The organism is Micromonospora sp. M71_S20 (assembly GCF_003664255.1).
In the GTDB taxonomy this organism is placed as follows: Bacteria; Actinomycetota; Actinomycetes; order Mycobacteriales; family Micromonosporaceae; genus Micromonospora.
In genome coordinates, this window is the sequence record NZ_RCCV01000001.1 from 1,506,943 (window position 1) to 1,530,141 (window position 23,199).

The 23,199-nt window shown below is 73.7% G+C and carries 25 protein-coding genes and 1 tRNA gene; 5 read left to right on the top strand and 21 right to left on the bottom strand.

Annotated features, from left to right (window positions below; all coding sequences use genetic code 11):
* Positions 1 to 16 precede the first annotated feature (16 nt).
* The gene (locus DER29_RS06650; protein ID WP_121396531.1) at positions 17 to 1,279 is read left to right on the top strand and encodes an acetyl-CoA C-acetyltransferase; all 1,263 of its coding nucleotides are present in this window, start codon (positions 17 to 19) and stop codon (positions 1,277 to 1,279) included.
* Positions 1,280 to 1,304: 25 nt separating this feature from the next.
* Here DER29_RS06650 and DER29_RS06655 read toward each other — a convergent pair whose 3' ends face one another.
* The 3 genes from DER29_RS06655 to DER29_RS06665 all read right to left on the bottom strand — a co-directional run bounded on the left by DER29_RS06655 (position 1,305) and on the right by DER29_RS06665 (position 2,886).
* Positions 1,305 to 1,625 (bottom strand): hypothetical protein, encoded by a 321-nt coding sequence (locus DER29_RS06655; RefSeq protein ID WP_121396532.1) that lies wholly within the window; start codon positions 1,623 to 1,625, stop codon positions 1,305 to 1,307.
* A 253-nt stretch (positions 1,626 to 1,878) separates the two neighbouring features.
* Entirely contained in the window at positions 1,879 to 2,694 is an 816-nt protein-coding gene (locus DER29_RS06660; protein ID WP_121396533.1) for a Bax inhibitor-1/YccA family protein, read from the bottom strand.
* A gap of 111 nt (positions 2,695 to 2,805) precedes the next feature.
* Positions 2,806 to 2,886, bottom strand: a tRNA-Leu gene (locus tag DER29_RS06665).
* A gap of 102 nt (positions 2,887 to 2,988) precedes the next feature.
* On the opposite strand from DER29_RS06665, the gene DER29_RS06670 reads away from it, so the two are divergent.
* Positions 2,989 to 4,821, top strand: coding sequence for a hypothetical protein (locus tag DER29_RS06670; RefSeq protein ID WP_121396534.1), 1,833 nt, complete (start codon positions 2,989 to 2,991; stop codon positions 4,819 to 4,821).
* Positions 4,822 to 4,919: 98 nt separating this feature from the next.
* Here DER29_RS06670 and DER29_RS06675 read toward each other — a convergent pair whose 3' ends face one another.
* The 12 genes from DER29_RS06675 to DER29_RS06730 all read right to left on the bottom strand — a co-directional run bounded on the left by DER29_RS06675 (position 4,920) and on the right by DER29_RS06730 (position 15,339).
* Positions 4,920 to 6,254 carry an NAD(P)/FAD-dependent oxidoreductase gene (locus tag DER29_RS06675; protein WP_121396535.1) on the bottom strand — a complete coding sequence of 445 codons (1,335 nt, stop codon included), beginning with the start codon at positions 6,252 to 6,254 and terminating at the stop codon, positions 4,920 to 4,922.
* Positions 6,255 to 6,358: 104 nt separating this feature from the next.
* Positions 6,359 to 6,919, bottom strand: coding sequence for a hypothetical protein (locus DER29_RS06680; RefSeq protein WP_121396536.1), 561 nt, complete (start codon positions 6,917 to 6,919; stop codon positions 6,359 to 6,361).
* A gap of 114 nt (positions 6,920 to 7,033) precedes the next feature.
* Positions 7,034 to 8,446: a DUF58 domain-containing protein gene (locus DER29_RS06685; protein WP_121396537.1), complete on the bottom strand. Its 1,413-nt coding sequence runs from the start codon at positions 8,444 to 8,446 to the stop codon at positions 7,034 to 7,036.
* Positions 8,446 to 9,444 (bottom strand): MoxR family ATPase, encoded by a 999-nt coding sequence (locus DER29_RS06690; protein ID WP_121396538.1) that lies wholly within the window; start codon positions 9,442 to 9,444, stop codon positions 8,446 to 8,448. The genes DER29_RS06685 and DER29_RS06690 overlap by 1 nt, the downstream gene beginning before the upstream one ends.
* Positions 9,441 to 10,025: a hypothetical protein gene (locus tag DER29_RS06695; protein WP_121396539.1), complete on the bottom strand. Its 585-nt coding sequence runs from the start codon at positions 10,023 to 10,025 to the stop codon at positions 9,441 to 9,443. The genes DER29_RS06690 and DER29_RS06695 overlap by 4 nt, the downstream gene beginning before the upstream one ends.
* A 49-nt stretch (positions 10,026 to 10,074) precedes the next feature.
* The gene (locus DER29_RS06700) at positions 10,075 to 10,821 is read right to left on the bottom strand and encodes a DUF4129 domain-containing protein (RefSeq protein WP_121396540.1); all 747 of its coding nucleotides are present in this window, start codon (positions 10,819 to 10,821) and stop codon (positions 10,075 to 10,077) included.
* A gap of 78 nt (positions 10,822 to 10,899) precedes the next feature.
* Positions 10,900 to 11,613 carry a uracil-DNA glycosylase gene (locus DER29_RS06705; RefSeq protein WP_121396541.1) on the bottom strand — a complete coding sequence of 238 codons (714 nt, stop codon included), beginning with the start codon at positions 11,611 to 11,613 and terminating at the stop codon, positions 10,900 to 10,902.
* Positions 11,614 to 11,632: 19 nt separating this feature from the next.
* Entirely contained in the window at positions 11,633 to 12,319 is a 687-nt protein-coding gene (locus tag DER29_RS06710) for a dienelactone hydrolase family protein (RefSeq protein WP_121396542.1), read from the bottom strand.
* Positions 12,320 to 12,520: 201 nt separating this feature from the next.
* Entirely contained in the window at positions 12,521 to 13,003 is a 483-nt protein-coding gene (locus DER29_RS06715; protein ID WP_233599664.1) for a hypothetical protein, read from the bottom strand.
* 117 nt (positions 13,004 to 13,120) lie between these two features.
* Entirely contained in the window at positions 13,121 to 14,152 is a 1,032-nt protein-coding gene (locus tag DER29_RS06720; protein ID WP_121396543.1) for a hypothetical protein, read from the bottom strand.
* Positions 14,149 to 14,481: a PadR family transcriptional regulator gene (locus DER29_RS06725; protein ID WP_121396544.1), complete on the bottom strand. Its 333-nt coding sequence runs from the start codon at positions 14,479 to 14,481 to the stop codon at positions 14,149 to 14,151. The genes DER29_RS06720 and DER29_RS06725 overlap by 4 nt, the downstream gene beginning before the upstream one ends.
* 69 nt (positions 14,482 to 14,550) lie before the next feature.
* Complete coding sequence (locus DER29_RS06730; RefSeq protein ID WP_121396545.1) at positions 14,551 to 15,339, bottom strand: hypothetical protein; 789 nt, start codon at positions 15,337 to 15,339, stop codon at positions 14,551 to 14,553.
* A 287-nt stretch (positions 15,340 to 15,626) separates the two neighbouring features.
* On the opposite strand from DER29_RS06730, the gene DER29_RS06735 reads away from it, so the two are divergent.
* Positions 15,627 to 16,040 carry a nuclear transport factor 2 family protein gene (locus DER29_RS06735; RefSeq protein ID WP_121396546.1) on the top strand — a complete coding sequence of 138 codons (414 nt, stop codon included), beginning with the start codon at positions 15,627 to 15,629 and terminating at the stop codon, positions 16,038 to 16,040.
* A gap of 131 nt (positions 16,041 to 16,171) precedes the next feature.
* Here DER29_RS06735 and DER29_RS06740 read toward each other — a convergent pair whose 3' ends face one another.
* Together DER29_RS06740 and DER29_RS06745 are read right to left on the bottom strand one after the other, a co-directional pair.
* Entirely contained in the window at positions 16,172 to 17,101 is a 930-nt protein-coding gene (locus tag DER29_RS06740; protein WP_121396547.1) for a Ppx/GppA phosphatase family protein, read from the bottom strand.
* A 27-nt stretch (positions 17,102 to 17,128) separates the two neighbouring features.
* On the bottom strand, positions 17,129 to 18,121 hold the full coding sequence (locus tag DER29_RS06745; protein ID WP_121396548.1) for a helix-turn-helix transcriptional regulator: 993 nt from the start codon (positions 18,119 to 18,121) through the stop codon (positions 17,129 to 17,131).
* A 95-nt stretch (positions 18,122 to 18,216) separates the two neighbouring features.
* Here DER29_RS06745 and DER29_RS06750 point away from each other — a divergent pair, with 95 nt between their 5' ends.
* The gene (locus tag DER29_RS06750; protein ID WP_233599665.1) at positions 18,217 to 19,116 is read left to right on the top strand and encodes a PHB depolymerase family esterase; all 900 of its coding nucleotides are present in this window, start codon (positions 18,217 to 18,219) and stop codon (positions 19,114 to 19,116) included.
* Positions 19,117 to 19,163: 47 nt separating this feature from the next.
* Here the strand turns inward: DER29_RS06750 and DER29_RS06755 are convergent, their stop codons facing one another.
* From DER29_RS06755 to eno, 4 genes are read right to left on the bottom strand one after another with little or no spacing between them, the layout of a single operon-like run.
* On the bottom strand, positions 19,164 to 19,700 hold the full coding sequence (locus DER29_RS06755; protein ID WP_121399055.1) for an amino-acid N-acetyltransferase: 537 nt from the start codon (positions 19,698 to 19,700) through the stop codon (positions 19,164 to 19,166).
* A gap of 2 nt (positions 19,701 to 19,702) precedes the next feature.
* On the bottom strand, positions 19,703 to 20,260 hold the full coding sequence (locus tag DER29_RS06760) for a DUF501 domain-containing protein (protein WP_121396549.1): 558 nt from the start codon (positions 20,258 to 20,260) through the stop codon (positions 19,703 to 19,705).
* A 34-nt stretch (positions 20,261 to 20,294) separates the two neighbouring features.
* Positions 20,295 to 20,933 (bottom strand): septum formation initiator family protein, encoded by a 639-nt coding sequence (locus DER29_RS06765; RefSeq protein WP_121399056.1) that lies wholly within the window; start codon positions 20,931 to 20,933, stop codon positions 20,295 to 20,297.
* 32 nt (positions 20,934 to 20,965) lie between these two features.
* On the bottom strand, positions 20,966 to 22,249 hold the full coding sequence (gene eno, locus DER29_RS06770) for a phosphopyruvate hydratase (RefSeq protein ID WP_121396550.1): 1,284 nt from the start codon (positions 22,247 to 22,249) through the stop codon (positions 20,966 to 20,968).
* Between the two features lie 233 nt (positions 22,250 to 22,482).
* On the opposite strand from eno, the gene DER29_RS06775 reads away from it, so the two are divergent.
* Positions 22,483 to 23,175, top strand: coding sequence for a hypothetical protein (locus DER29_RS06775; protein WP_121396551.1), 693 nt, complete (start codon positions 22,483 to 22,485; stop codon positions 23,173 to 23,175).
* Positions 23,176 to 23,199: the final 24 nt, after the last annotated feature.

Consider the following 23,199-nt stretch of genomic DNA (forward strand, 5'->3'; position numbering starts at 1 on the left):
GGGTTAACGTTGGTTCATGCCGACTGAGTCGTCCCGCGACGCCGTCATCGTCGCCACCGCCCGCTCCCCCATCGGCCGGGCGCACAAGGGGTCCCTGCGCGACGTCCGCCCGGACGACCTCGCCGCGACCATCGTGCGGGCCGCCCTGGACAAGGTCCCCCAGCTCGACCCGGCCGAGATCGACGACCTCTACCTGGGGTGCGGTCTGCCCGGCGGCGAGCAGGGCTTCAACATGGCCCGGGTGGTCGCCACCCTGATGGGCCTCGACACCCTGCCCGGCGCGACGCTCACCCGCTACTGCGCGTCGTCGCTGCAGACCACCCGGATGGCGATGCACGCGATCCGGGCCGGCGAGGGCGACGTGTTCGTCTCCGCCGGCGTGGAGATGGTCTCCCGGTACGCCCGCGGCAACTCCGACGGCCTGCCGAAGGAGGCGCAGGCGCTGGTCGGCGGCGGCTGGGAGAACCCGCGCTTCGCCGCCGCGGCCGAGCGTTCCAAGGCCCGCGCCCAGGGCGGGGCCCCGGTGTGGACCGACCCGCGCGAGGCCGGCGAGCTGCCGGACATCTACCTGACCATGGGGCAGACCGCCGAGAACCTGGCCCAGGTGTACGACGTGACCCGCGCCGACATGGACGAGTTCGGCGTACGCAGCCAGAACCTCGCCGAGAAGGCGATCGCCGACGGCTTCTGGGCCCGGGAGATCACCCCGGTCACCACGCCGGACGGCACGGTGGTCGGCACCGACGACGGCCCGCGCGCCGGGGTCACCCTGGAGGGCGTCTCCGGGCTGAAGCCGGTGTTCCGTCCGGACGGCCGCATCACCGCCGGCAACTGCTGCCCGCTCAACGACGGCGCCGCCGCCGTGGTGATCATGAGCGCCCAGCGGGCCAGGGACCTCGGAATCACGCCGCTGGCCCGGATCGTCTCCACCGGCGTGACCGCCCTCTCGCCGGAGATCATGGGCCTCGGCCCGGTCGAGGCCACCCGGCAGGCGCTCAACCGGGCCGGGATGACCATCGACGACGTCGACCTCGTGGAGATCAACGAGGCGTTCGCCGCCCAGGTGATCCCCTCGTACCGCCAGCTCGGCATCCCGCTGGAGAAGCTGAACGTCATGGGTGGCGCGATCGCCGTCGGGCACCCGTTCGGCATGACCGGCGCCCGGATCACGGGCACCCTGCTCAACGCCCTGGACTGGCACGACAAGACGATCGGCCTGGAGACCATGTGCGTGGGCGGCGGCCAGGGCATGGCCATGGTCGTCGAGCGCCTGAGCTGAGCGGCCCGGCCATGCGCGGATCGGGCTAGAGGGTCTCGCGGGTCGCCGTCACCTCGGCGGCGGCCCGCGCCAGCACCTCCGGCGGCGGGGCGGCGGCGACCAGGTCGGCGGCCACCACCCGGAGCTGGTCGGGCAGCGCCAGGTCGTTGTCGAGCCGGGGCACCGTCCGCCGGGGCCCACCCTCCGCGTCGGCGGCCCAGTTGGCGATCTCCTGCACCAGCCGGTGCACGAGATCGGCGCGGGACACGTTGCCACCGGCGGCCGTAGCCGCCCAGCGGGGCTGCTGCCAGTGCCCGACCTGCCGGACCAGCAACTCCACCGCCCGCCCCAACTCCCCCACGCTCACCCCGCCGAGTCTACGGACCACCCACCCACCCCCACCCCCGCCGTCCCACCCCGCCCACCCGGCCCCGGGCCCCGGGCCCGGCCGGCGATCATGAGGTTTGCGGCGGGAATCGCGATCAACTTCGCCGCTAACCTCATGATCAACGCTGCGGAGAGGCGGGCTGCGGAGAGGCGGGACGCGGGACCGGGGCGGGACGCGACGGCGCCCGCCCTCGCGGGTGCGAGGGCGGGCGCCGGTCAGTCGTGGACGACGGTCAGTCGTCGCCTTGGAAGTAGCTCAGCAGGCGCAGGATCTCGATGTAGAGCCAGACCAGGCTGACCAGGATGCCGAAGGCGGCGACCCAGGAGTAGCGCTGGGGCAGGCCCATCCGGACGCCGTCCTCGACCTCCTTGAAGCTGAGCACGAAGCTCAGCGAGGCGACGACGATGCAGACCAGGCTGAACCCGATCGCCAGCGGGCTGCCGTCGCGCAGGCCGGTGTTCACGCCGAAGAGCGCGAACACGAGGTTGATCAGCATGACGGCGAAGAGACCCGCCATCACGGCGATCATGCCCTTGACGAACTTCGGGGTCGCCCGGATGACCTTCGCCTTGTAGAGCATGGCCATCACGAAGAAGACACCGAACGTGGCGGTCACCGCCTGGACCACGATGCCGTCGTAGAGCGAGTTGAAGAACTTGCTGACCATGCCGACGAAGACGCCCTCGACGACGGCGTACGCGACGACCAGCGCCGGGTTCGCCATCCGGGAGAACGAGATGATCAGGCCGAGGACCAGGCCGACGACCGCCGCGCCGATCCAGGCCGCGCCGAGCAGCGCGTCGGGCACCAGCACCCAGGCGGCCGCGGCGGAGACGCCGAGGATGCCGAGGAGCGTGACGGTCTTGACCACCACGTCGTCGATCGACATGGTGTTGACGGTCGGCGGGGCCGCCGGGTAGCCGGCCTCCGTCGGGTACTGCTGGGGATAACCGGGCTGTCCGTACGGCCCGGTCGGGGCGTACCCGGCGGAGCGCTCCCGCTCGGCCGCCTGGCCGAGCCGGGCGAGCACCGGGTTCGAAGTCTTCACTGTCAGGCCTCCCTCAGGGGGTCGTTGCACGTGAACGTGCACTCCCAAGAGTAAACGCCCAGGGCAGTCCCGTGGAGATCGCCAAGCTGAGCGGAAGCTGAGAGTGCGGCGTGCCCGGGGCGGGGGTCGAACCCGCACGCCTTGCGGCAGCCGCTTTTAAGGCGGCCGTGTCTGCCGTTCCACCACCCGGGCGGGTGACACCGCGCGGGTCGACACGCGCGGTGCAGTGTCACGGTAGCGGGTCGGCGGCGACCCGGCGTACCCCGGCGGGCGGGTCACACTAGGGTCGAGACCGTGAGCAGCACAGCCCCCACGGCCCCCGACGCCGTCCCTGACCAGGCTGTCCTCGTCGCCGACCGGCCGTCCCGCCGGCTCCGGCCGGCGCGCCTGCTGACCGCCGTCCACCGTCGCCGGGCCGACGTCACCGTCGCGCTGCTCTTCGTGGCGCTGGCCGGCTGGCTCACCCACGGGCTCTGGCCCGACCCGGCGGCCCGGGTCCTGGCGCTCAACCCGGAGGACCAGGCCCTCTACGAGTGGTTCCTCGCCGTCGACTCCCGGGCGCTGCTCGGCGACTTCGACCTGCTCACCGGGCGGCTCAACGCGCCGGACGGGGTCAACCTGATGACCAACACCACGGTCATCGCGCTCGGGGTGCTCCTCGCCCCGGTGACCCTGCTGTTCGGCGCGCCGGTGACCTTCGCCCTGCTGGCCATGGCGAACCTGGCCGGCACCGCGATCGCCTGGTACCTGCTCTTCACCCGGATGCTGCGCACCCGCCGGATCGCCGCCGCGCTCGGGGCGGCGCTCTGCGGCTTCGGCCCGGGGATGGTCTCGCAGACCAACAGCCACCTGCACATGACCGCGCAGTGGCTGGTTCCGGTGATCGTCTGGCTCGTGGTCCGCATGCTGCGGGCCGCCGACCCGGCGGGCACCGCCGACGGGCCGGACCGCCGGCGGGTGGTCAGCTCGGCCGTCGGCCTGGCGGCGGCGGTCACGGCGCAGGTCTTCGTCGGCGAGGAGGTGCTCTTCCTCTGCGCGGTCACGCTGCTGGTGATGGCGGTCGCCTACGCGGTGGCGGACCGGAACCTGGCCCGCCGCGCCCTGCCCGGCTTCGCCGCCGGGATGACGCTCGCCGCCGGGCTGGCCCTGCTCGTACTGGCCTGGCCGCTCTGGTTCCAGTTCGCCGGCCCGCAGGGCGTCTCGGACGGCATGTTCAGCCCGCACTACTTCTCGGCGGACCTGCGCAGCTGGTGGACCGTCTCGCCGCTGTCGGTCGCGGGCGGCGACGGGGCCGCCCGGCTGACCACCGGGCCGGCCGAGTACAACACCTTCCTCGGGCTGCCCCTGCTGTTGGTCGCCGCCGCCTGCGCGCTCTGGCTGGGCCGTCGCCCACTGGTCGTCGCGTGCGTGGTCGGCACGCTCGTGACAGGTGCGCTGTCGCTCGGGCCCCGGGTGGTCGTCGACGGCGAACGCACCGCCGTTCCGGGCCCGTACGCCCTGCTCTCGGGACTGCCCGTGGTGGACGGTGCGCTGCCGATGCGGTTCGCCCTCGCGGTGCTCCCGCTGATCGCCACGCTGCTGGTGCTGGCGGTCGACCGGGCCTTGCGCGGCACCGGCCTGGCCCGCCGCCTGGTGCCGGCGGCGGTCGGCGTGGCGCTGCTGCCGCTGCTGCCGACCCCGCTGCCCACCGCCGGGCGCCCGCCGCTGCCCGAGTTCGTCACCGGCGGGCACTGGCGCCAGTGTGTCGAGCCGGGCGGGGTGCTGGTGCCGGTGCCGCTCGCCACGCCCAAGCAGCCCTGGCCGATGCGCTGGGCGACCGCCGCCGACGCGGCGTTCGGCATGCCGGAGGGCTTCTTCATCGGCCCGTACGGTCGCGGCGGCACGGCGGCGATGGGCACCTACTCGCGGCCCACGTCGGCCCTGCTCGCCGAGGTCGGCCGGCGCGGCGGTCAACCCGTCATCGGGGACGAACAGCGCCGGCAGGCCGTGGAGGACGCGGAGTTCTGGGGGGCCTCCTGCGTGGCGCTGGCCGACGGCACCCCGCACGCCGACAGCCTGCGCGGCACGCTGGAGCAGCTCTACGGCCCCGCCACCCGGATCGCCGACGCCTGGACCTGGCGCGTCTGACCCCACACCGGTACGCGCGGGCCGCAGCCCCGCGCGCCGACGGCCGGACGCGCGAAAGCCCCCTCCGCCCGGAGGCGGAGAGGGCTTCGCGTGCTTCGTCAGGCGGCGCGGGCGGCGCCGACCGGCTGGGACGCCTCGGCGAACTCCTCGCGCGGATCGTGCAGCTGGCCGAGGGCGACCACCTCGCGCTTGAGGAAGAACGCCAACGTCCAGTCGACCACGACCCGGACCTTGCGGTTGAACGACGGGATCCGGCTCATGTGGTACGTCCGGTGCATGAACCACGCCGGCCAGCCGGTCATCTTGATCCCGTACACCTGGGCCACGCCCTTGTGCAGGCCGAGGCTGGCGACGCTGCCGGCGTGCTTGTGCTTGTACTCCACCGGCTCCCGGCCACGGACGACGTTGACGATGTTGTCGGCCATCCGGGCGGCCTGACGCACCGCGTGCTGGGCGCTCGGCGAGCAGTAGTTGCCCGGCTCCTTGGTCAGGTCCGGCACGGCCGCGCAGTCACCGGCGCTCCAGGCGCCGTCGACCACCCGGTCGCCGTCGACCACCTGGAGGGTCGGCAGGCAGGTGACCCGCCGCCGCTCGTCGCGGGGGAAGTCCGTCGCGTCCAGCATCGGCGACGGCTTCACGCCGGCCGTCCAGACGATGGTGTCGGAGCGGAAGCTGTCGCCGTCGGAGAGCTTCACGACCCCGTCGAGGCAGGACTCCAGGCGGGTGTCCAGCCGGATGTCCATGTTCCGCTTGAGCAGCTGCTGCACCGTGTAGGCGCCCATGTCCCGGTCGACCTCCGGCAGCACCCGCTGGGTCGCCTCGACCAGCACCCAGCGCATGTCCTCCGGCTTGAGCTCCGGGTAGTACTTCAGGGCGTCCCGGGCCATGTCCTCCATCTCGGCGAGCGCCTCGATGCCGGCGTACCCGCCGCCGACGAAGGTGAAGGTCAGCGCCGAGCGACGGACGGCTGGGTCCGGCGTGGCGGCGGCCACGTCGAGCCGATCCAGCACGTGGTTGCGCAGGTAGATGGCCTCGCCGATGGTCTTGAAGCCGATGCCGTGCTCGTGCAGGCCGGGGATCGGCAGCGTCCGGGACACCGAACCCGGGGCGACCACCACGTGGTCGTACGGAATCTCCCGGGTGGGACCGCTGATGGGCTGCACCACGGCGGTCTTGCGGTGGTGGTCGATCCGGGTCACCGTGCCCGCCACCACCTTGCACCGCCGCAACTCCCGCCGCAACGGCACCACGGAGTGCCGGGGCGAGATGTTCCCGGCAGCCGCCTCGGGCAGGAACGGCTGGTAGGTCATGTGGGGCTGAGGGTCCACCACGACGACCTCAGCCTCACGGGAGCTGAGCTTCTTCGACAGGCGCAGGGCCGCGTAGAGACCGACGTGCCCGGCACCCACCACAAGGATCCGCTTCGGGTTCACGTCATCTATCTTTCCCCGCGCAGCCCGGCTAATCCCGCCCGCGCCCCTTCTCTGTGACGGAGCACAACCCCTGTGACCTGCACGACTTCCCCCGAAAGGGGCTGTCACCTGCGGCGCAGCAGCCACCCCAGCAACGCCACCACCGCCACCGCCACGAGCAGACCGACCACCGTCGCCGCCTGGTGTCCGGCGTCACCACCGAGCCCGCCGACCTCGACCAACAGCACACCGAGGACGAAGGTGGCCAGCAACACCCCGCCGGCCCGGGCCAACCACCGCACGATCAGGTCCGGATCGACCACCGCGTCGTACGGCAGCACGGCGGCCAGCGCGCAGAGGGTGTGGGTGAGGTAGAGCGCCGCCGCCACGGCGAGCAGCCGCCAGAGGGCGATCGGTCGGCCGTACCCGTCGGTGGCCACCAGCCAGCCGCCGACCGTGACCAGCGCCGCGAAGGTCGGCCAGACCCGGCGCGGCCCGACCGCCGGCAGCACCGCCACCGCCACGAGGGCGAGCAGCGGCCGCCCGAGGAGCACCTGTGACGGGTACGCCAGCACGAGGCCGACCAGCGTGGTGAGGAAGATGCCGGCGCGCACCAGCAGCGGCGTCAGGCTGACCCGGGCGGCGGCGTACCGCACGGCCCGGACCCGTTCGATGACGGCGTTCAACTGTGCCGCCTTTCGTTCGCGACTGCGGGACTCCGCTGCGCTGCGTTCCTCGCGCTCACCGGTGCCGCCTTTCGTTCGCGACTGCGGGACTCCGCTGCGCTGCGCTCCTCGCGCTCACCGGTTGTTCACCCTCGGGGCGGTCGCCAGGCGGGCCACGTCCCGCAGCACCTGGTCGAGGCTGCCCGCGCCGGCCCAGGGCACCACCGGCACGCCGTGCTCCCGCAGTTGCCCGATCATCGTGTCCCGGTCCAGCCGCCACAGCCGGTACGCCACCTCGGCCCAGCCCCGATCCTTCGGCGGGGTGAGATCCGCCGGCAGGGTGTCCACCGCGACCACGAACCGACCGGAGCGGGCCAGCCGGGCCAGCATCTGCGCCGACCGCTCGTCGAGCAGCGGGGTGAGGACCACCACCAGCGCGTCCGCCGACAGCAGCTGCGGCCCGAACACCTGGTCGTACGGCTCGTGCGGCGAGGACTCCGCCCGCACCTCCAGCAGCCACTCCAGGACGGTCAGGTACTGCCGGCGGCCGGTGGCCGGGCGCAGCCGGCGCGCGGCCGGGCCGTACTCGAGCATCGACACCCGGTCGCCGCGATGCAGGTAGTGCTCGGCGATCGCGGCGGCGGCCCGGACGGTGGTGTCCAGTACGGAGGCGGCACCGGCCACGCCGCCCGAGCGGCCCGCCTCGGCGAGCACGTCGAGCAGCACCACCACCTCGGCGTCCCGGTCGGAGAGGGTGGCCGCCACGTGCAGTTGCCGGGCGCGCAGCGAGACCCGCCAGTCGATCCGGCGCAGCCGGTCCCCCGGCGCGAAGACCCGTACGCCGGCCAGCTCGCCACCCTCGCCGGGCCGGCGCGAGTGGTGCGCGCCGACCAGGCCGGCGGCCCGGGGCATCGCCTCCACCGCGTCGAACGGCTCGGTCTTCGGGTAGACCCGCAGCCGGGACGGCTCGGCGATCACGGCGCGGGAGACCAGCAGCCCCTGCGCGGCGGACGCCCGGGCCCCCGCCGGGCCGACGGGGTGCCGCCCCCAGCGCAGCGCGGTGCCGGTCAGCTCCAGGTCCACCGCCGCGTCCCTGGGGACGGCGGTCACGAAGGGCCGCTCGGCGACGGACGGGCCGGCTGCCGAACCGGTGCCGGACGCCGCGGTCGCCCCGGCGATCGTCGCCCGCTCGACCCGCAGCCACGGTGAGACCCGGCTGCGGACCACCGCCACGTCGTAGTCGAGCAGGTCCGGGTTGCCGACGGTGACCATGCCGGTGAGCTCGCCGCCCTCGACGAGGTGGCCCTCGTCGGCGGAGATCCAGACCTGTGGCAGGGCGGTCGGCCGGCGGCGCAGCGCGTACGCGGTGCCGATCGCGAACGGGGCGGCCAGCACGACCAGGTCGACCCGGCCGAGCAGCACCCCCACGATCAGCAGCAGCCCGGTGAGCAGAACCGCCCGGCCGAGCGCCCAGGTGGGGGCCCACCCGGTCGCGGGCTCCGGCTCCTGCGGCGGCGACTCGCGGGGCGACACGGCGGGCGCGACCATCAGTGCCCGGCGGCGTAGCTGGGCAGCGCGCCGCTGGCGGGGGCCGGGGTCGCCTCCAGCACCTCGCCGACCACGAAGGACGGATCGACGCGGCGCAGCCACATCTCCGGGCGCAGCGTGATCCGGTGCGCAAGGGCGGGCGCCGCGACCTCCTTGACGTCCTCCGGCACCACGTAGTCGCGGCCGGCCATGACGGCCCGTACGCGGGACAGCAGCAGCAGCGCCAGCGAGCCGCGCGGCGAGGCGCCCACCAGCACCGACGGGTGCTCGCGGGTGGCGGCGGTCAGCGCGACTATGTAGCGGCCGATGGAGTCCTCCACGACCACGTCCTCCAGCGCGGCCTGCATGGCGCGCAGCGTCTCGGCGTCGACCACCGGCTTGATGTCGGCCTCCTCGCGGCGGCGGGCCATCCGTCGGCGCAGCACCTCCCACTCCTCCTCGGCTTCGGGATAGCCGAAGGAGACGCGGAGCAGGAACCGGTCGAGCTGCGCCTCCGGCAGCGGGTAGGTGCCCTCGTACTCGATGGGGTTGGCGGTGGCCAGCACGTGGAACGGCTCGTCCAGCTTGTACGTCACGCCCTCCACCGAGACCTGCTTCTCCTGCATCGCCTCCAGCAGGGCCGACTGGGTCTTCGGCGGGGTCCGGTTGATCTCGTCGGCGAGGAGCAGGTTGGTGAAGACCGGCCCGGCCCGGAACGCGAAGTCGCCGCTGCGCTGGTCGTACAGGAACGAACCGGTCACGTCGGCCGGCAGCAGGTCGGGGGTGAACTGGAGCCGGCGGAAGTCCAGCCCGAGCGCCTGCGCGAAGGACCGCGCGGTCAGCGTCTTGCCGAGGCCCGGCAGATCCTCCAGCAGCACGTGCCCGCCGGCCAGGATCCCGGCGAGGACCAGCTCCAGCGCGTCCCGCTTGCCGACCACGACCTGACCGACCGCCTCCAGCACCGACCGGGCGAGGTGGCCGACCTCGGCGGCGGGCATGCTGCGGTCCACGTCGTTCATATCTTCTCCAGTTCGGCGACGATCGCCGCGAGGTCGCGCGGCGACGGGGGGCGGCGGGAGGGGGTGCTGAGGAAGGCCCAGAGCCGGTCGCCGAGCAGGGCACGGGCCCGCTCCGGGTCGGATTCGCGGGTCAGGCCGTGGCGCTGGCGCAACCGCTCGTCGGCCAGCTCGCCGATCCGGGGCAGGATCCGCGTGGCGAACCGCTCCCGGTCCCTCCCGGCCCAGTCCAGCGGCCGTTCCCAGCCGTTGATCGCGGCGCGCAGCGCGTCCCGGGCGCCCCAGTTCCAGGTGCCGTCGTCGGCGGCGGCCGGCACCCGACCGCCGGAGCGGGGCGGGGGCGGGGGCGCGAGGGCGGCGACGACCCGGCGCACCAGGAACAGCGCTACCACCCCGGCCACCAGGACCGGCAGGGAGACCCGGAGACCCACCACGCGCAGGCCGGCGACCAGCACGATCACGACCGCCACGACGCCGGCCAGGGTGCGGAACACCCGACCGGCCCGCCCGCCCCGGGACCGTTCGGCGGGCGCCGGCCGCTCCTCCTCGAAGCTCAGCAGGTCGTCGATGCTGGTGCTGCTCACCGCGCCACCTCGCCACGTCGGGCCGGCAGAGACCGGGCCCCGGTCCCGGTCACGCGGGCACCTCGGCGTCGTCGGCGGCTACCACGACGGTCAACTCGCCGCGCAGCCGGCGCAGCGCCACCCGGGCCTGGTCGCGGGTGCGCTCGTCCACCTTCCGGGTGGCGTAGCGGGCCTCGCGGTAGACGTGGGCGAACTCGGCCAGCACGTCGGCGCTGGCGATCGCCGGGATGCCCGCCGAGGGGTCGCCCCGCAGCAGGCGGGTGACCAGGTCGGTGGGGGTGTCGCCGGGCAGCCGGGGCACGCCCGCCCCGGCGGCGGCCTCCTCCAGGCGCACCCAGCAGGCGATCACCGCCGTGCGGGGATCGGTGTCCCGGTCGTCCAGTTCCTCCAGGCCGGCGTCGAGGGCGGCGGCCACCTCGCGGGCGGTGCCCTCGGCCGTACGCCGGGGCCGCCGGGTCGGCAGCGCCCGGGTGGTGCGCCGCATCGCGCCCCGGACCAGCGTCCAGGTGAGGTAGCCGAACGCGCCGAGCAGGGCCAGCCCGAGCAGCACGACGACGGCGGTGACGAGCCACTTCGGGATCCGCGTCCCGGTGGTCTCGGCGGTGTCCCGCGGCTCGACGGGGATCGAGGGGACCGGCTCGGCGGTCGGATACTCCGGAATGTAGGGGATGCTGTCGGCGGCGGGCGGGATCCGGCTGGCGCCGATCGACGAGTGGGCGGACGAGAACGCGGCGACGGCCAGCAGGAGCACCACCGCCGCGACCGGCCACCACCTGCGCAGGGCGCTGAGTTCCATCGAGGGCTACCTCCGGGCCACCGGGGCGGTTCGCACGGGCCGACGCGTCGCGTCCGTCATCGCCACCGCCCCCACGCCTCAGTCCACCCCGGCCAGTTGCTTCGCCCGGGTGAACACGTCGTCCAGCATCCCTGGTGTCAGCCGCCCGGTGAAGGTGTTCTGCTGGCTGACGTGGTAGCAGCCGAGCAGCTCCGGTGCGCCCGTGCCGGACCAGTGTGCCCCATGGCCGAACGCCGGTCGCGGGCTGGGCGGGCGCAGACCGTACACCTGGCGCAGCACCGGCCACCACGAGGCCCAGGCGAACGCGCCCAGCGCGACCACGACGCGCAGGGTGGGCCGGATCAGCGCCACCTCGCGGTGCAGCCACGGCGCGCACGTGTCCCGCTCCTGCGGGGTCGGCTTGTTGTCCGGCGGGGCGCAGCGCACGGCGGAAAAGATCCGCAGGTCGCGCAGGGTCAGCCCGTCGTCGGCGGCGACGCTGGTCGGCTGGTTGGCCAGCCCGGCCCGGTGCAACGCGGCGAACAGGACGTCGCCTGAGCGGTCGCCGGTGAAGATGCGGCCCGTGCGGTTGCCGCCGTGCGCGGCGGGCGCCAGGCCGAGGATGGCGATGCGCGCGTCGGGGACGCCGAGCCCGGGCACCGGCCGGCCCCAGTACTCCTGGTCCCGGAAGGCCGCCCGGCGGACGCGGGCCACCTCCTCCCGCCACCGCACCAGCCGCGGGCAGGCGAAGCAGTCGCTGACGGCGGCGTCGAGGTCGGCCAGGTCGGTCGCCCGCGCGGCGCGGGCGACCACCTCGTCGGGCGTACGGGGCTCAGCCAAGCTTGGCCCGGAAGAGTTCGAGGGTGCGGGCCCAGGCGGTGGCGGCGGCACGCTGGTCGAAGTGCTCCGGCCGGTCCTCGTTGAAGAAGGCGTGCGAGGTGCCGGGGTAGTCGTAGGTCTGGCAGGTGCCGCCCGAGGTCTCGATGGCGCGGCGGACGGCGCGTACGCCGTCGGCGGCGGAGGTGCCGTCCTCTTCGGAGCAGTGGATGTGCGCCGCCTTGCCCGCGTAGTCGGGCCACTCGGGGCGCATCCCGTCCCACGGCAGCCGGGGGTAGAAGGCGGCGGTGGCGACGATCCGCTCGGAACGGGTCGCCGCCCAGAGGGCCAGGCTCGCCCCGGCGCAGAAGCCCGCGCAGCCCACCTTGCCGGCGACCTCGGACCGCCCGGCGAGGTAGTCCGCCGCGCCGGCGATGTCCGCCGCCGCCTCGTCCATCTGCGCGCTGTTCAGCATCTGCCGGGGCTCGCTCGGCTTGCTGGCCGGGCCGCCGTGGCGGAAGTCCGGGGCGAGGGCGACGAAACCGGCCTCGGCGAAGCGGTCCACGACCGCCCGGACGTGCGGCACCAGTCCCCACCAGTCCTGGATGACGATGACCGCAGGGCTGGTCGCACCGCCGGAGGGTATCGCGAGATACCCCTCGCCCGTCCCCCCGTTGCCGCGGTAGCTCACCATCTCGCCCATCGGCCGTCCTCCTAGCGGTCAGTCATCGTTGGCTGGTCGCACAGTGTTGCTACGTGTCGGTAGCCTGCCACGCCGTGAGCGCCCCGGGGAAGACGCCGGAACAGTGGCATTCACCTCCTGTTCGCCCCCCGTACCCACGGACGCCGACGGCGGCGCGGACGATGTCCGCGCCGCCGTCGGCGGTCCTGTCGTACCGGGGGATCAGGCCTTCTTCGTCAGGCACAGCAGGTAGCCAGTCTTGCCCGGCTCGATGCTGTAGTAGACGTAGCCCTCCTGGCCCTCCTTGATGTACTGGCCGCACGCCTCGCCGGAGCGGGCCTGCGCCTGGGTCTGCCCGTCGACGCGGCCGACGACGTTGTAGACGGCGTCGGTGGCGGTGCACTCGACGACCTTCGCGCCGTCGACCTTCTCCTCCTTGGTGCCGGTCACCTCGGGCAGCTCGGCGATGCAGTCGCCGACCTTGGCCTCGGCGGTCTCGTCCTTGTTGAAGAAGTTGCCGATCGCCGAGCCGATGCCGAACTTGAGGCCCGCGACGACCAGGAACACGACGATCGCGCCCACGATGCCGAGCAGCTTCTTGGATCCGGACTTCTCGGCCTGGGGCTCCGCCGGGGGCGGCGCCTGGACGGCCGACGAGGGCTGGGCGGCGTCCGGCGCGGGGGGCGGTGCGACCTGCTCTGACACGCGTTTTCCTTCCGGGGGGTGAGTGAGCAGACGACACCGTAGCGACCGGGACCGACAGCCGTTGCCCCGCTGGACTCATCCGTTCAGCTATTTCCCAGCTTCATTCGATGATCCTGTTCACGTCCGGCTCGGGGCGGGCGTGGCGGTCGGCGCAGTCGTCGGCGCATCCGTCGGCGTGGATCCCGGGCTCGGACTGCCGCCCGGGGCGGGCGCGGATTCGGTCGGCGTGCCCGAGGTGGGGGGCGCCGGCAGCGGCGGCACGCCCGTCCAAGGCTCGGAACCGGCCGGCACGCGGGGCGCGAAGGGCGCCTGCTGCGGGCAGTACGGATATGTGAACAGCAGGGGATTGCCGATCCCGTTCGGATCCCCCACGGCCAGGCAGGTCGGGTGGCCGAGCCGGATCGGGTCGCCGTTCTGGTCGAAGAGCCGGGCGTTCTCCACCAACCGGCCCTCGCGGTCGTAGACGAAGACGTCGCGGATGTGGTCGTACCGGTCGTCGATCGAGATCTGCTCGTAGCCGAGGTCGCCGCTGCCTACCCGGTCGTTCATGTCCGCCAGGCCGACCAGCCCGAAGATCACCAGCACCGCCGTGCCGGCGTGCAGCATCCGCCGCTTGGGCCGGGTCAGGCCCGGCGTGTGGTGGCCGAGCCAGATCGAGGCGAGCACGCTGCCGGCGAGCAGCACCAGGCCGGCCAGCAGGCTGCCGTTCAGCTCGGGCAGCACACCGAACGTGTCGCCGGTCGTGATCACCGTGACGAGCATGGCGGCCAGGTAGCCCCGCAGCACCCACCACGCCGGCCGGAGCAGCCGGAGGAACTCGCTGGCCGTGGCGTACCCGAGGGGTGGTCCGAGTTGCACGTCCCAGCGGTGCGCCCGCGCGCGGAACCGGTCCACGGCGACACCGAGGCGACGGTTGCGGCGCCCGCCGGTGGTGGCGGCGCCGACCCCGGCGGCGGCGCGCAGCTCGGCCGCGTACGCCTCGGGCTCGCCGAGCCGGTCGACCAGCGAGCCGTCGGCCTCGGCGGCGACCTCGGCGAGGTGCTCCGGCAGGTCCTCGGTCAACTCGTCGCGGTGTGCCGGCGGCAGGTCGGCCAGCGCGGCCCGGACCCGTGCGGCGTAGTCCGCGATCTCCTGCTCCGTGACGGTCATGCCGCCATCCCCCGATCGTCGAGCAGTGCGTCCATGGTGGTGGCGAACGAGCGCCAGAGCTTGCCGGAGCGGGTGAGCTGGTCCCGGCCGGCGGCGTTGAGGGAGTAGTACTTGCGGTGCGGGCCGGATTCGCTCGGCACGACGTAGGTGGTCAGCAGGCCGGCGGCGTAGAGCCGACGCAGCGTGCCGTAGACCGAGGCGTCGCCGACCTCCTCCAACCCGGCGTCGCGCAGCCGGCGCAGGATGTCGTAGCCGTAGCCGTCCTCCGCGCGGAGCACGGCGAGGACCGCGAGATCCAGCACGCCCTTCAGCAGTTGTGTGGTGTCCACGCAATGCACACTAGTGCGCAATGCGCAGTACCGTCAAAGGAACGCGCCGCGCGGCTGAGGGTGTTCCGCTCAGGCGGGTGTCAGGCGCCAGTAGCCGAGCGGATTGTGGAAGAGGTCGTCGATCTCGTGGCGGTCGTCCGGGCGGTGCTCCAGCAGCCAACGCGGGGAGTCGGCGGTGAGACGGAACCCTTCGCCGTCGGCCATCTCCGCCGCCCGCTCGTCGGTCAGGAGGTACAGCGCCAGCGTGTCCATCAGGGTGACGCGCTCCTCGACCCCGCCGTCGGTCGTCAGGAGTTCCACGTCGGGCGCGCCGAGCAGGTGCATGCCGCAGCTGTACGACGACTCGCCGGCGCGGATCGGTCGCTTGACCGTGGCGCGGTACAGCACGCCGGCCAGCTCCGCGTCCGTCGTCGCGGCGGCTGCCTCGTCGGCCAGGGAGAGCCACCGGTCCCGCCCGTGCGCGACACCGTTGCTCTCGTTCTTCACGGCGGTGGCACCGGAGCGCAGGAGTGCGGCCGACACGGCCAGCGCCGCGCGCGAGACCTCCAGCAGCGTCGGCCGCAGCAGTCGCGGTGGCATCGTGACAGCCCGCAGGGGCCGGGACAGCACGTACGCGACGCTGTCGTGCGCCTCCACCGCCGCCCAGTCGGCGTCGGTGAAGCTGGCCCCGGCCAGGCTCGCCCCGAACGCGTAGGACATCCGCGGGTCGTGCCCCCGTTCGGAGTACTCGTCGTCGAGCGTGAAGCCGGCCGCGGCTCCCGCCTCGGCCGCGACCCTGCCCACCGTGTCGAAGTCCAGGCCGGCGCCGAGCACGCACAGCACCGGACGGGGCAACAGCTGAGCGGGATCGGCGAGCATGGCGAGAACATACCGGCATTCCCCGTCGCGCAGTCGGGTCGCCGGCGTCCCTGCTGATCCACCGCCGGCCGCGCCGGGTAGTCGGCTGCGTACGGATCTCGTCGCTCGTGGGCAGCTGCGGCCACTCGTCGACACGACTCTCCCGCTGAGGCTCACGCCCACGAGCGCGGCGAGACCAACAGCACCACCGGAAAGATCGTTCTTTCCGTCGTCGCCTGAGGCCCGCCCTCACACCCGCCCGCGAGGGCCGCTCCCAACCACGTCAACAACAGAGGAGTTCCATCCCAATGAGCAACGCGACACGTACCAGCACGGCCGCCGTCGTCGAATCCTTCTTCGCGCGGTTCGGCGCCGGCGACGTACCAGGACTCGTCGACCTCTTCGCCGACACGTTCGACTTCGTGGTCAACGGGACCCCGGACATCCCCTGGTCCGGGCGGCGCTCCACCCCGGCCGAACTGCCGGACTTCTTCGGCTCGTTCGGACGCGTACTCGGACCGGCCCAGGAATACGAGATCACGGCGACGGTCGTCGACGGGGAGAACGCGGTCGTGCTCGGGCACAACAAGTTCGAGGTCCTCGCCACCGGGAAGTCGTTCACCAACCACTTCGCCCTGCACATCGCCGTCAGGGACGGCAAGATCACGACCTACCACATGTACGAGGACACCCATGCGATCGACGCCGCGTTCGCGGGCTGAGTCGCGGACCGGCTGACCCGGGTCGAGCCGTGCGGTGATCGGAACCGACCGCCGGATCCGATCACCGCACGCTGTGCCTCACCACCGTCGTGGAGCAGGGTCTCCAGGTTCGCCAGGCCCTCCTGCGCGGTTCAGGCCAGCGACCAGGCGGTGCCGTCGAGGATGTCGTGCTCGGAGGCGACCACCGAGTCCATCCCGGCCCGCTCCATGATCACCCGGAGCACCAGGGCACCCGCCCCGATCACGTCCGCGCGGCCCGGGTGCATCACCGGGATCGCCAGCCGCTGCTCCCGGCTCTTGCCGAGCAGGTCGGCGGTCACGTCGGCCACCGCGTCGTACGGGACCCGGGCGTGATGGATGCGCTCCGGGTCGTACTCCCGGAGGCCCTCGGCGACCGCGACCACGGTGGTGACCGACCCGGCGAGCCCGACCAGCGTGGCCGCCTGCCGGCCCGGCACGGCCTCCAGCGCCCGGTCCACCGCGACCGCGATGTCGGCCTGCGCCGCGGCGACCTCGTCCAGCGCCGGCGGGTCGCCGTGCAGGTGCCGCTCGGTCATCCGGACGCAGCCGATGTCCATCGAGATGGCCGCCTCGACGCCGCCCGCGCGGGTGCCGACGACGAACTCGGTCGAGCCGCCGCCGATGTCGACGACCAGGTACGGCTCGCGCGCGTCGGCGGGCAGCCCGCGCACCGCGCCGGTGAAGGAGAGCCGCGCCTCCTCGTCGCCGGTCACCACCTCGGGCGCGACGCCGAGGGTCCGCTCGACCATCTCGCGGAACTCGGCGGCGTTGGAGGCGTCCCGGGAAGCCGACGTGGCGCACATCCGCACCCGCTCCGCGCCCAGCTTCTCGATCTCGGCGGCGTACGAGGCCAGCGCGACCCGGGTGCGTTCGATCGCCTCCGGGGCCAGCCGCCCCGTCTTGTCTACGCCCTGGCCGAGGCGCACGATCTCCATCCGCCGGCTCAGGTCGGCCAGCGGCGCCTCCGGACCCGCCGAGGCGTCCGGCAGGTCGGCGACCAGCAGTCGGATCGAGTTGGTCCCGCAGTCGATGGCGGCCACACGCGTCGTCACGCCAGAAACCCTACGTCAGGCGGGGCCGCCGGGCTGGACGACGTCGCGGCCGAGCAGTTCGGTGCCGAGCGGCGTCAACCGGTGCAGCACCGCGCCGCCGTCCCGGACGCTGACGACCAGCCCGGCCGCCCGCAACGCCCCCGCGTGCTCGGACGCCGAGGAGATGCTGATCCCGACGGCCCGGCCGAGCGCCGTGGTGGTGTGCCGGCCGGGGCCGGCGAGGCGGCGCAGCACCGCCGCCCGGGTCGCCCCCAGCAGGCGGCCCAGCGGATCGCAGGTGGTGGCGCTGATCAGGCGCGGCATCGGCGCGGGGTACACCACCAGCACCGGCCGACCGGGCTCCACCAGCACCCGGGGATGCGGGCCGGCCAGCGGCGAGGGCAGCAGGAGCAGGCCGTGGCCGGTGCCGGCCAGCGAGGCGCTCCACCAGGTACGCACCGTCAGCGTCGGCGCCGCCCACCGGATCGCCGGGTGCAGCGCGTTCAGCAGCCCGTCCAGCCCGTGCGTGGCGAGTTGCGCGGTCGCCCCCGCCACGTGATGCCGGTGCGCCTGCGTCAGGTCGGCCCAGTGCGGCGCGAGCACCGCGTCGTGCCAGGTGCCCAGGGCCCGGCCGAACAGGTTCATCGTCTCCCCGTCGGCCTCGGCGAACCGCCTGCGCAGCGGCGTCGCGGGCAGCTGCGCGTACGCGGCGGTCACCTCCGCCCGGATGCGCCCGACGGGGGCCGCCCGGATCGCCTCCAGACCGGCGGCGACCGATTCCAGGCCGTCCAGCGGGGTGAGGAAGTCGGGCAGGCGCCCGCGTGCGGGAAGCAGGTGCCGCAGCACGGAGGCGGCGGACCGGACCGGACCCGACGCGGAGGCCGCGTCCGCCGCGGGGCCCGGCGTCATCCGGGCCGTGCCCGCGTCGTGCAGCGCCTGGCAGGCCAGCAGGGACATGCCGACCGGGTGCAGGCGGTCGGCGAAGCGGACCCGGCACAGGTCCGCCAGTCCCAGGCGGAGACGGAGCATGCCAGCAGACTGCCGGTCTTCGGCCTGGACCGAAAGGGTTGCCCCGTTCGGGCGGGGCAATCCAGTGTGGACCGGGGTCACGGAGGGGGCGGGGCGTGCGACGGACGGTGGCAGTGCTGACGGGGCTGGTCTTCGCCGTCGTCGCCACGGCGTGCGGTGGGGACCGGGGTCAGTCCCGGGTCACGCCGGCCCCGTCGCCTTCGGGGGCCGTCGAGCGCCCCGCCGCCGGCGACCATCGGCTCACCCTGGCGCACGGCGGGTCCGACCGCCGGTACCTGCTGCACGCCCCGCCCGGCTACGACCCCGCCCGGCCCACCGCGCTGGTGATCGCCCTGCACTTCTATCCCGGCAGCGGAGCCCGTCTGCGGGACATGGTGGGGCTGGACGCCGTGGCCGACCGGGAGAACTTCCTGGTCGCGTACCCGGACGGGCGCAACGGCGGCTTCAACGCGCTGATCTGCTGCGGGACGACCGACGACGTCGGCTTCCTCAAGGACCTCACCGACCACCTCGTACGGACGTGGCGGGCCGACCCGGACCGGGTCTACCTCACCGGGATCTCCAACGGCGGGGACATGAGCTTCCGGGCCGCCGTCGAGGGCGCGGGGCTCTTCGCGGCGATCGGCGTGGTCAGCGGCGGCTACAGCGGCCCCCGGACCGCCCCCGACACCTACGTGCCCCGGCGACCGGTCTCGGTGATCACCTTCATCGGCGGGCAGGACCGCTACGCCGACGTCTTCACCGAGGGCGTACGGACCTGGCAGCGACGGCTGCGCTGCACACCGAAGCCCGGCGTACCGCCGGTGGGCGCGCCGCGGGTCACCCGCACCGACGCGCGGTGCGACGACGGCAGCGACGTGACCGTCTACACCCTGCCCGACATGGGGCACTCGTGGCCCGGGGCGGCATCCGGCGAGCTGGCCGCCCCCGACGCGGGCCTCGTCGCCACCGAACTCGTCTGGGACTTCTTCGCCGCCCACCCGCGCCGGAGCTGAGCGGGCCGGGCGCGGCCGGCGGCCTCGGGCCGCGCGCACCGAGCCGGTCAGAGGCGCAGCAGCATCCGGGTGTTGCCGAGGGTGTTCGGCTTGACCCGTTCCAGGTCGAGGAACTCGGCGACGCCCTCGTCGTAGGAGCGCAGGAGCTGCTCGTAGACCGGCTGCGGCACGGGCGCGCCGTCGATCTCGGTGAACCCGAACGAGCCGAAGAACCGGGTCTCGAAGGTGAGCACGAAGATCCGGGCCACCCCCAGCTCACGGGCGCCGTCGATCAGCTCCGCGACGATCCGGTGGCCGAGCTTGCGCCCACGGCAGGAGGGGTCGACCGCCACGGTCCGGATCTCGGCCAGGTCCTCCCACATCACGTGCAGCGCACCGCAGCCGACCACCGCGCCGTCGCCGGCACGGACCGCGACCCGGAACTCCTGCACGTGCTCGTAGAGGGTCACGGTGGCCTTGCTGAGCAGCCGCCGGTCGTCGGTGTAGGTGTCGACGAGCCGCCGGATGCCGCGCACGTCCGAGGTGCGGGCCCGCCGCACCACGACCTCGTCGGCCCCCGCCACGCCCCCGTCCGCGCCCACCATGGTCAGTCCGCCACCGGCACGTCCACGCAGGGCCCGGCCGCCCACCACTTCTCCACCAGCTCCAACGTCTCGTCGCCGAACGGGTTCACCCCGGGCCCGGCCCCGAGCGCGTGCCCGAGGTGCACGTGCAGGCACTTCACCCGGCCGGGCATCCCACCGGCGGAGATGCCGGCGATCTCGGGCACCTCGCCGATCGCGTCCCGGCGGGCCAGGTAGTCCTCGTGGGCGGCGCGGTAGCGCGCGGCCAGTTCCGGGTCGGCGGCCAGCCGGTCCGCCATCTCCTTCATCAGCCCCGCCGACTCCAGCCGGCTGCACGCCGCCGTCGCCCGGGGGCAGGTCAGATAGAACAGCGTCGGGAAGGGGGTGCCGTCGGCCAGGCGCGGAGTCGTCTCCACCACGTCCGGCAGGCCGCAGGGGCAGCGGTGGGCCACGGCCCGGGTGCCCCGGGGCGGGCGTCCGAGCTGCGCGGCCACCGCGGCCAGGTCGGCCTCGGTGGCCGGTTCGCGCAACGGCGGGGGTACGGAGTCCGCCGCCGGCTCCGGCGGTGGTACGACAGTCACGATGCTGATCTCTCGTTCGATGCTCGGGTGTTGCTCACCTGTCGGGCTGCTCGCCGTTGGCGGCCTGCACGCTCGACCAGAGGGTGTCGTACCAGGAAGCGGGGGTGACCGGCGCCGACGGGGCCGCGGACGAACCGGCGTCCCGGGCGGCGCCAGCCGGGTCGGAGAGCACCACCAGCAGCGTCTCGCCCGGCGGCCCCATGAAGAACCGCTCCCTGGCCTGGATCTTGATGTATTCCGGGTCCTGCCACTTGGCCGCCCGCTCGGAGAGCTCCTCGATCGCCTCCCGCTGGGCGGCCTGGGCGGCCTCCATCCGTTCGATGTCGGCCTGCTGGTCCAGGTAGACGCGCACCGGGTAGGTGTAGGCCAGGGCGAGCGCGATCAGCACCGCGAAGAGCACGGTGGCCCGCCCGGTGAAGCCCCGGGAGCGGGGTGCGGAGAGCCGCTTGACGGTGCCGGCGGCCGTACGACGGGCCGCGGCGGGCCGGCTCGCGGAGCGTACCCCCTCCGCGCCCCGGGCCGCCCCCGGTGCGCGACCGGCCGTGGCCCGCGGCTCGGCGCGGACACCGCCCTCGCGGACCGACGTCCGGGCGCCCCGGGCCCCGCCCGGCCGGCCGGTGTGACCCGGCCGGCGGGCGGGGCGCTGACCGCCCGGTGTGCGGCGCTGCTGCATCGTCACACCCCTCCCCCGAGGCCTCGCGCGTCTCAGACGGAACGGTAGCGCGGGAAGGCGCCCGCACCGGCGTACCGCGCCGCGTCGGCCAGCTCCTCCTCGATCCGCAGGAGCTGGTTGTACTTCGCGACCCGGTCCGAGCGGGCCGGGGCGCCGGTCTTGATCTGGCCGCAGCCCGTGGCCACCGCCAGGTCGGCGATGGTGGTGTCCTCGGTCTCGCCGGAGCGGTGGCTCATCATGCACTTGAAGCCGGCCCGGTGGGCCAGGTCCACCGCGTCCAGGGTCTCGGTCAGCGAACCGATCTGGTTGACCTTCACCAGGACCGCGTTGGCGGCCTTCTCGGCGATGCCGCGGGCGATGCGCTGCGGGTTGGTGACGAACAGGTCGTCGCCCACGATCTGGATGCGGTCGCCGAGCGAGGCGGTCAGCGTCTGCCAGCCGGTCCAGTCGTCCTCGGCCAGCGGGTCCTCGATCGACACGATCGGGTAGTCGCCGGCGAGCTTGGTGTAGTAGTTGCTCATCTCCTCGGCGGTCTTCGCGGTGCCCTCGAAGGTGTAGGTGCCGTTGTCGAAGAACTCCGTGGCGGCCACGTCGAGCGCGAAGACGATGTCGGTGCCGAGCCGGTAGCCGGCCTTCTCCACCGCCTCCGCGATCAGGTCCAGGGCGGCAGCGTTGGTGGGCAGGTTCGGCGCGAAGCCGCCCTCGTCGCCGAGACCGGTCGAGAGCTCCTTCTTCTTCAGCACCGACTTCAGCGCGTGGTAGACCTCCGCGCCGGAGCGCAGCGCCTCACGGAAGCTGGGCGCGCCGATCGGCGCGATCATGAACTCCTGGATGTCGACGTTCGAGTCCGCGTGCGCGCCACCGTTGAGGATGTTCATCATCGGCACCGGCAGCAGGTGCGCGTTCGGGCCGCCCAGGTAGCGGAAGAGGCTCAGCTCGGCGCTGCCGGCCGCCGCCTTGGCCACCGCCAGGGAGACCCCGAGGATGGCGTTCGCGCCCAGCTCGGACTTGCTGTCCGTGCCGTCGATGTCGAGCATCTTCTGGTCGATCAGCCGCTGCTCGCTGGCCTCGTAGCCGATCAGCTCGTCGACGATCTTGTCCTCGATGTTCGAGACCGCCTTCTCGACACCCTTGCCCTGGTAGCGGTCGGCGTCACCGTCGCGCAGTTCGATCGCCTCGAAGGCGCCCGTGGAGGCGCCGGAGGGCACCGCCGCCCGGGCGATCGTGCCGTCGTCGAGCCCGACCTCGACCTCGACGGTCGGGTTGCCCCGCGAGTCCAGAATCTCCCGCGCGACGATTCCCTCGATGGTTGCCACTGAGTCGCTCCTCGTTTGTGTGTTCCGGTCCGGTATGGGCCGCGACGGTGCGGCTGAGGCAGTTGTTGAACGCAGCGTATCGGGCGACGCTCGGACGCGGGCGGTCCGGGCGCTCGCCGGCCCGACCCGAAACCTGCCTCCGGGCAGTGCTTTACACGGACATTCCCGGATTCTCGTGCCTCAACCGGCAACGGGTTTGCGCGCGGTTGACTTGATCGGCGAGGCTGGTCGCCATGCCCGCCGCCTCGACCACCCTCCGCATGCTCGCCGTGTCGGTCATCGCGTCGCTCACGGTGACCGGTTGCCAGACCCTCGACGACGCCGGCCGGGCGATCGGGCGGTCCGACCTGGTGAACGACCTGGCCGCCCGGCTCGACCGGGCCCTGGAGCTGACGTACTCCGCCGACTACCAGCTCCCCGGCGGGCAGACCGCCACCATCGCCCAGGCCCAGGATCCGGCCCGCTCCGCATACACCTGGCCCGGCGGCAAGCTCACCGTCACCCCGGAGGCGACGACCCGCTGCGAGACCGGCGCCGGCCGCGCGACCTGCACCCTGGAGGCACCGCCCGCGCCCAACGCGAAGCCCACGGTGACCATGTTCACCGAGGCCAAGCAGCGGGGGCTGCTCACGCCGCCGGTCGTCGTGGGGCTGCTCACCACCGCCGCGCTGGACCCGGAGGCGGTGATCGAGCAGAGCGACACCACCCTCGCCGGCCACCACGCCACCTGCGTCGACGTGACGCAGTCGGCCGGGGACTTCACCGCCTGCGTGACCACCGACGGGGTGCTGGGCAGCTTCACCGGCCGGGTCGACGGCCGTCAGGTCGAGCTGGCGCTGAGCCGCTACCGCGAGACGGTCGACGGCACCGTGTTCGACCTGCCGCCCGACGCCGGCGTCGTGGACCGCCGCCCGGCCAGCTCGTGACCGACCCCCGTCGGCGGGTCCGTG

Coding starts and splice junctions, on each gene's coding strand:
- DER29_RS06650 (WP_121396531.1), top strand. CDS start 17: ATGCCGACTGAGTCGTCCCGCGACGCCGTCATCGTCGCCACCGCCCGC.
- DER29_RS06685 (WP_121396537.1), bottom strand. CDS start 8,446: ATGGTCGCGCCCGCCGTGTCGCCCCGCGAGTCGCCGCCGCAGGAGCCG.
- DER29_RS06690 (WP_121396538.1), bottom strand. CDS start 9,444: ATGAACGACGTGGACCGCAGCATGCCCGCCGCCGAGGTCGGCCACCTC.
- DER29_RS06700 (WP_121396540.1), bottom strand. CDS start 10,821: ATGGAACTCAGCGCCCTGCGCAGGTGGTGGCCGGTCGCGGCGGTGGTG.
- DER29_RS06710 (WP_121396542.1), bottom strand. CDS start 12,319: ATGGGCGAGATGGTGAGCTACCGCGGCAACGGGGGGACGGGCGAGGGG.
- DER29_RS06720 (WP_121396543.1), bottom strand. CDS start 14,152: ATGACCGTCACGGAGCAGGAGATCGCGGACTACGCCGCACGGGTCCGG.
- DER29_RS06730 (WP_121396545.1), bottom strand. CDS start 15,339: ATGCTCGCCGATCCCGCTCAGCTGTTGCCCCGTCCGGTGCTGTGCGTG.
- DER29_RS06735 (WP_121396546.1), top strand. CDS start 15,627: ATGAGCAACGCGACACGTACCAGCACGGCCGCCGTCGTCGAATCCTTC.
- DER29_RS06745 (WP_121396548.1), bottom strand. CDS start 18,121: ATGCTCCGTCTCCGCCTGGGACTGGCGGACCTGTGCCGGGTCCGCTTC.
- DER29_RS06755 (WP_121399055.1), bottom strand. CDS start 19,700: ATGGTGGGCGCGGACGGGGGCGTGGCGGGGGCCGACGAGGTCGTGGTG.
- DER29_RS06765 (WP_121399056.1), bottom strand. CDS start 20,933: ATGCAGCAGCGCCGCACACCGGGCGGTCAGCGCCCCGCCCGCCGGCCG.
- DER29_RS06775 (WP_121396551.1), top strand. CDS start 22,483: ATGCCCGCCGCCTCGACCACCCTCCGCATGCTCGCCGTGTCGGTCATC.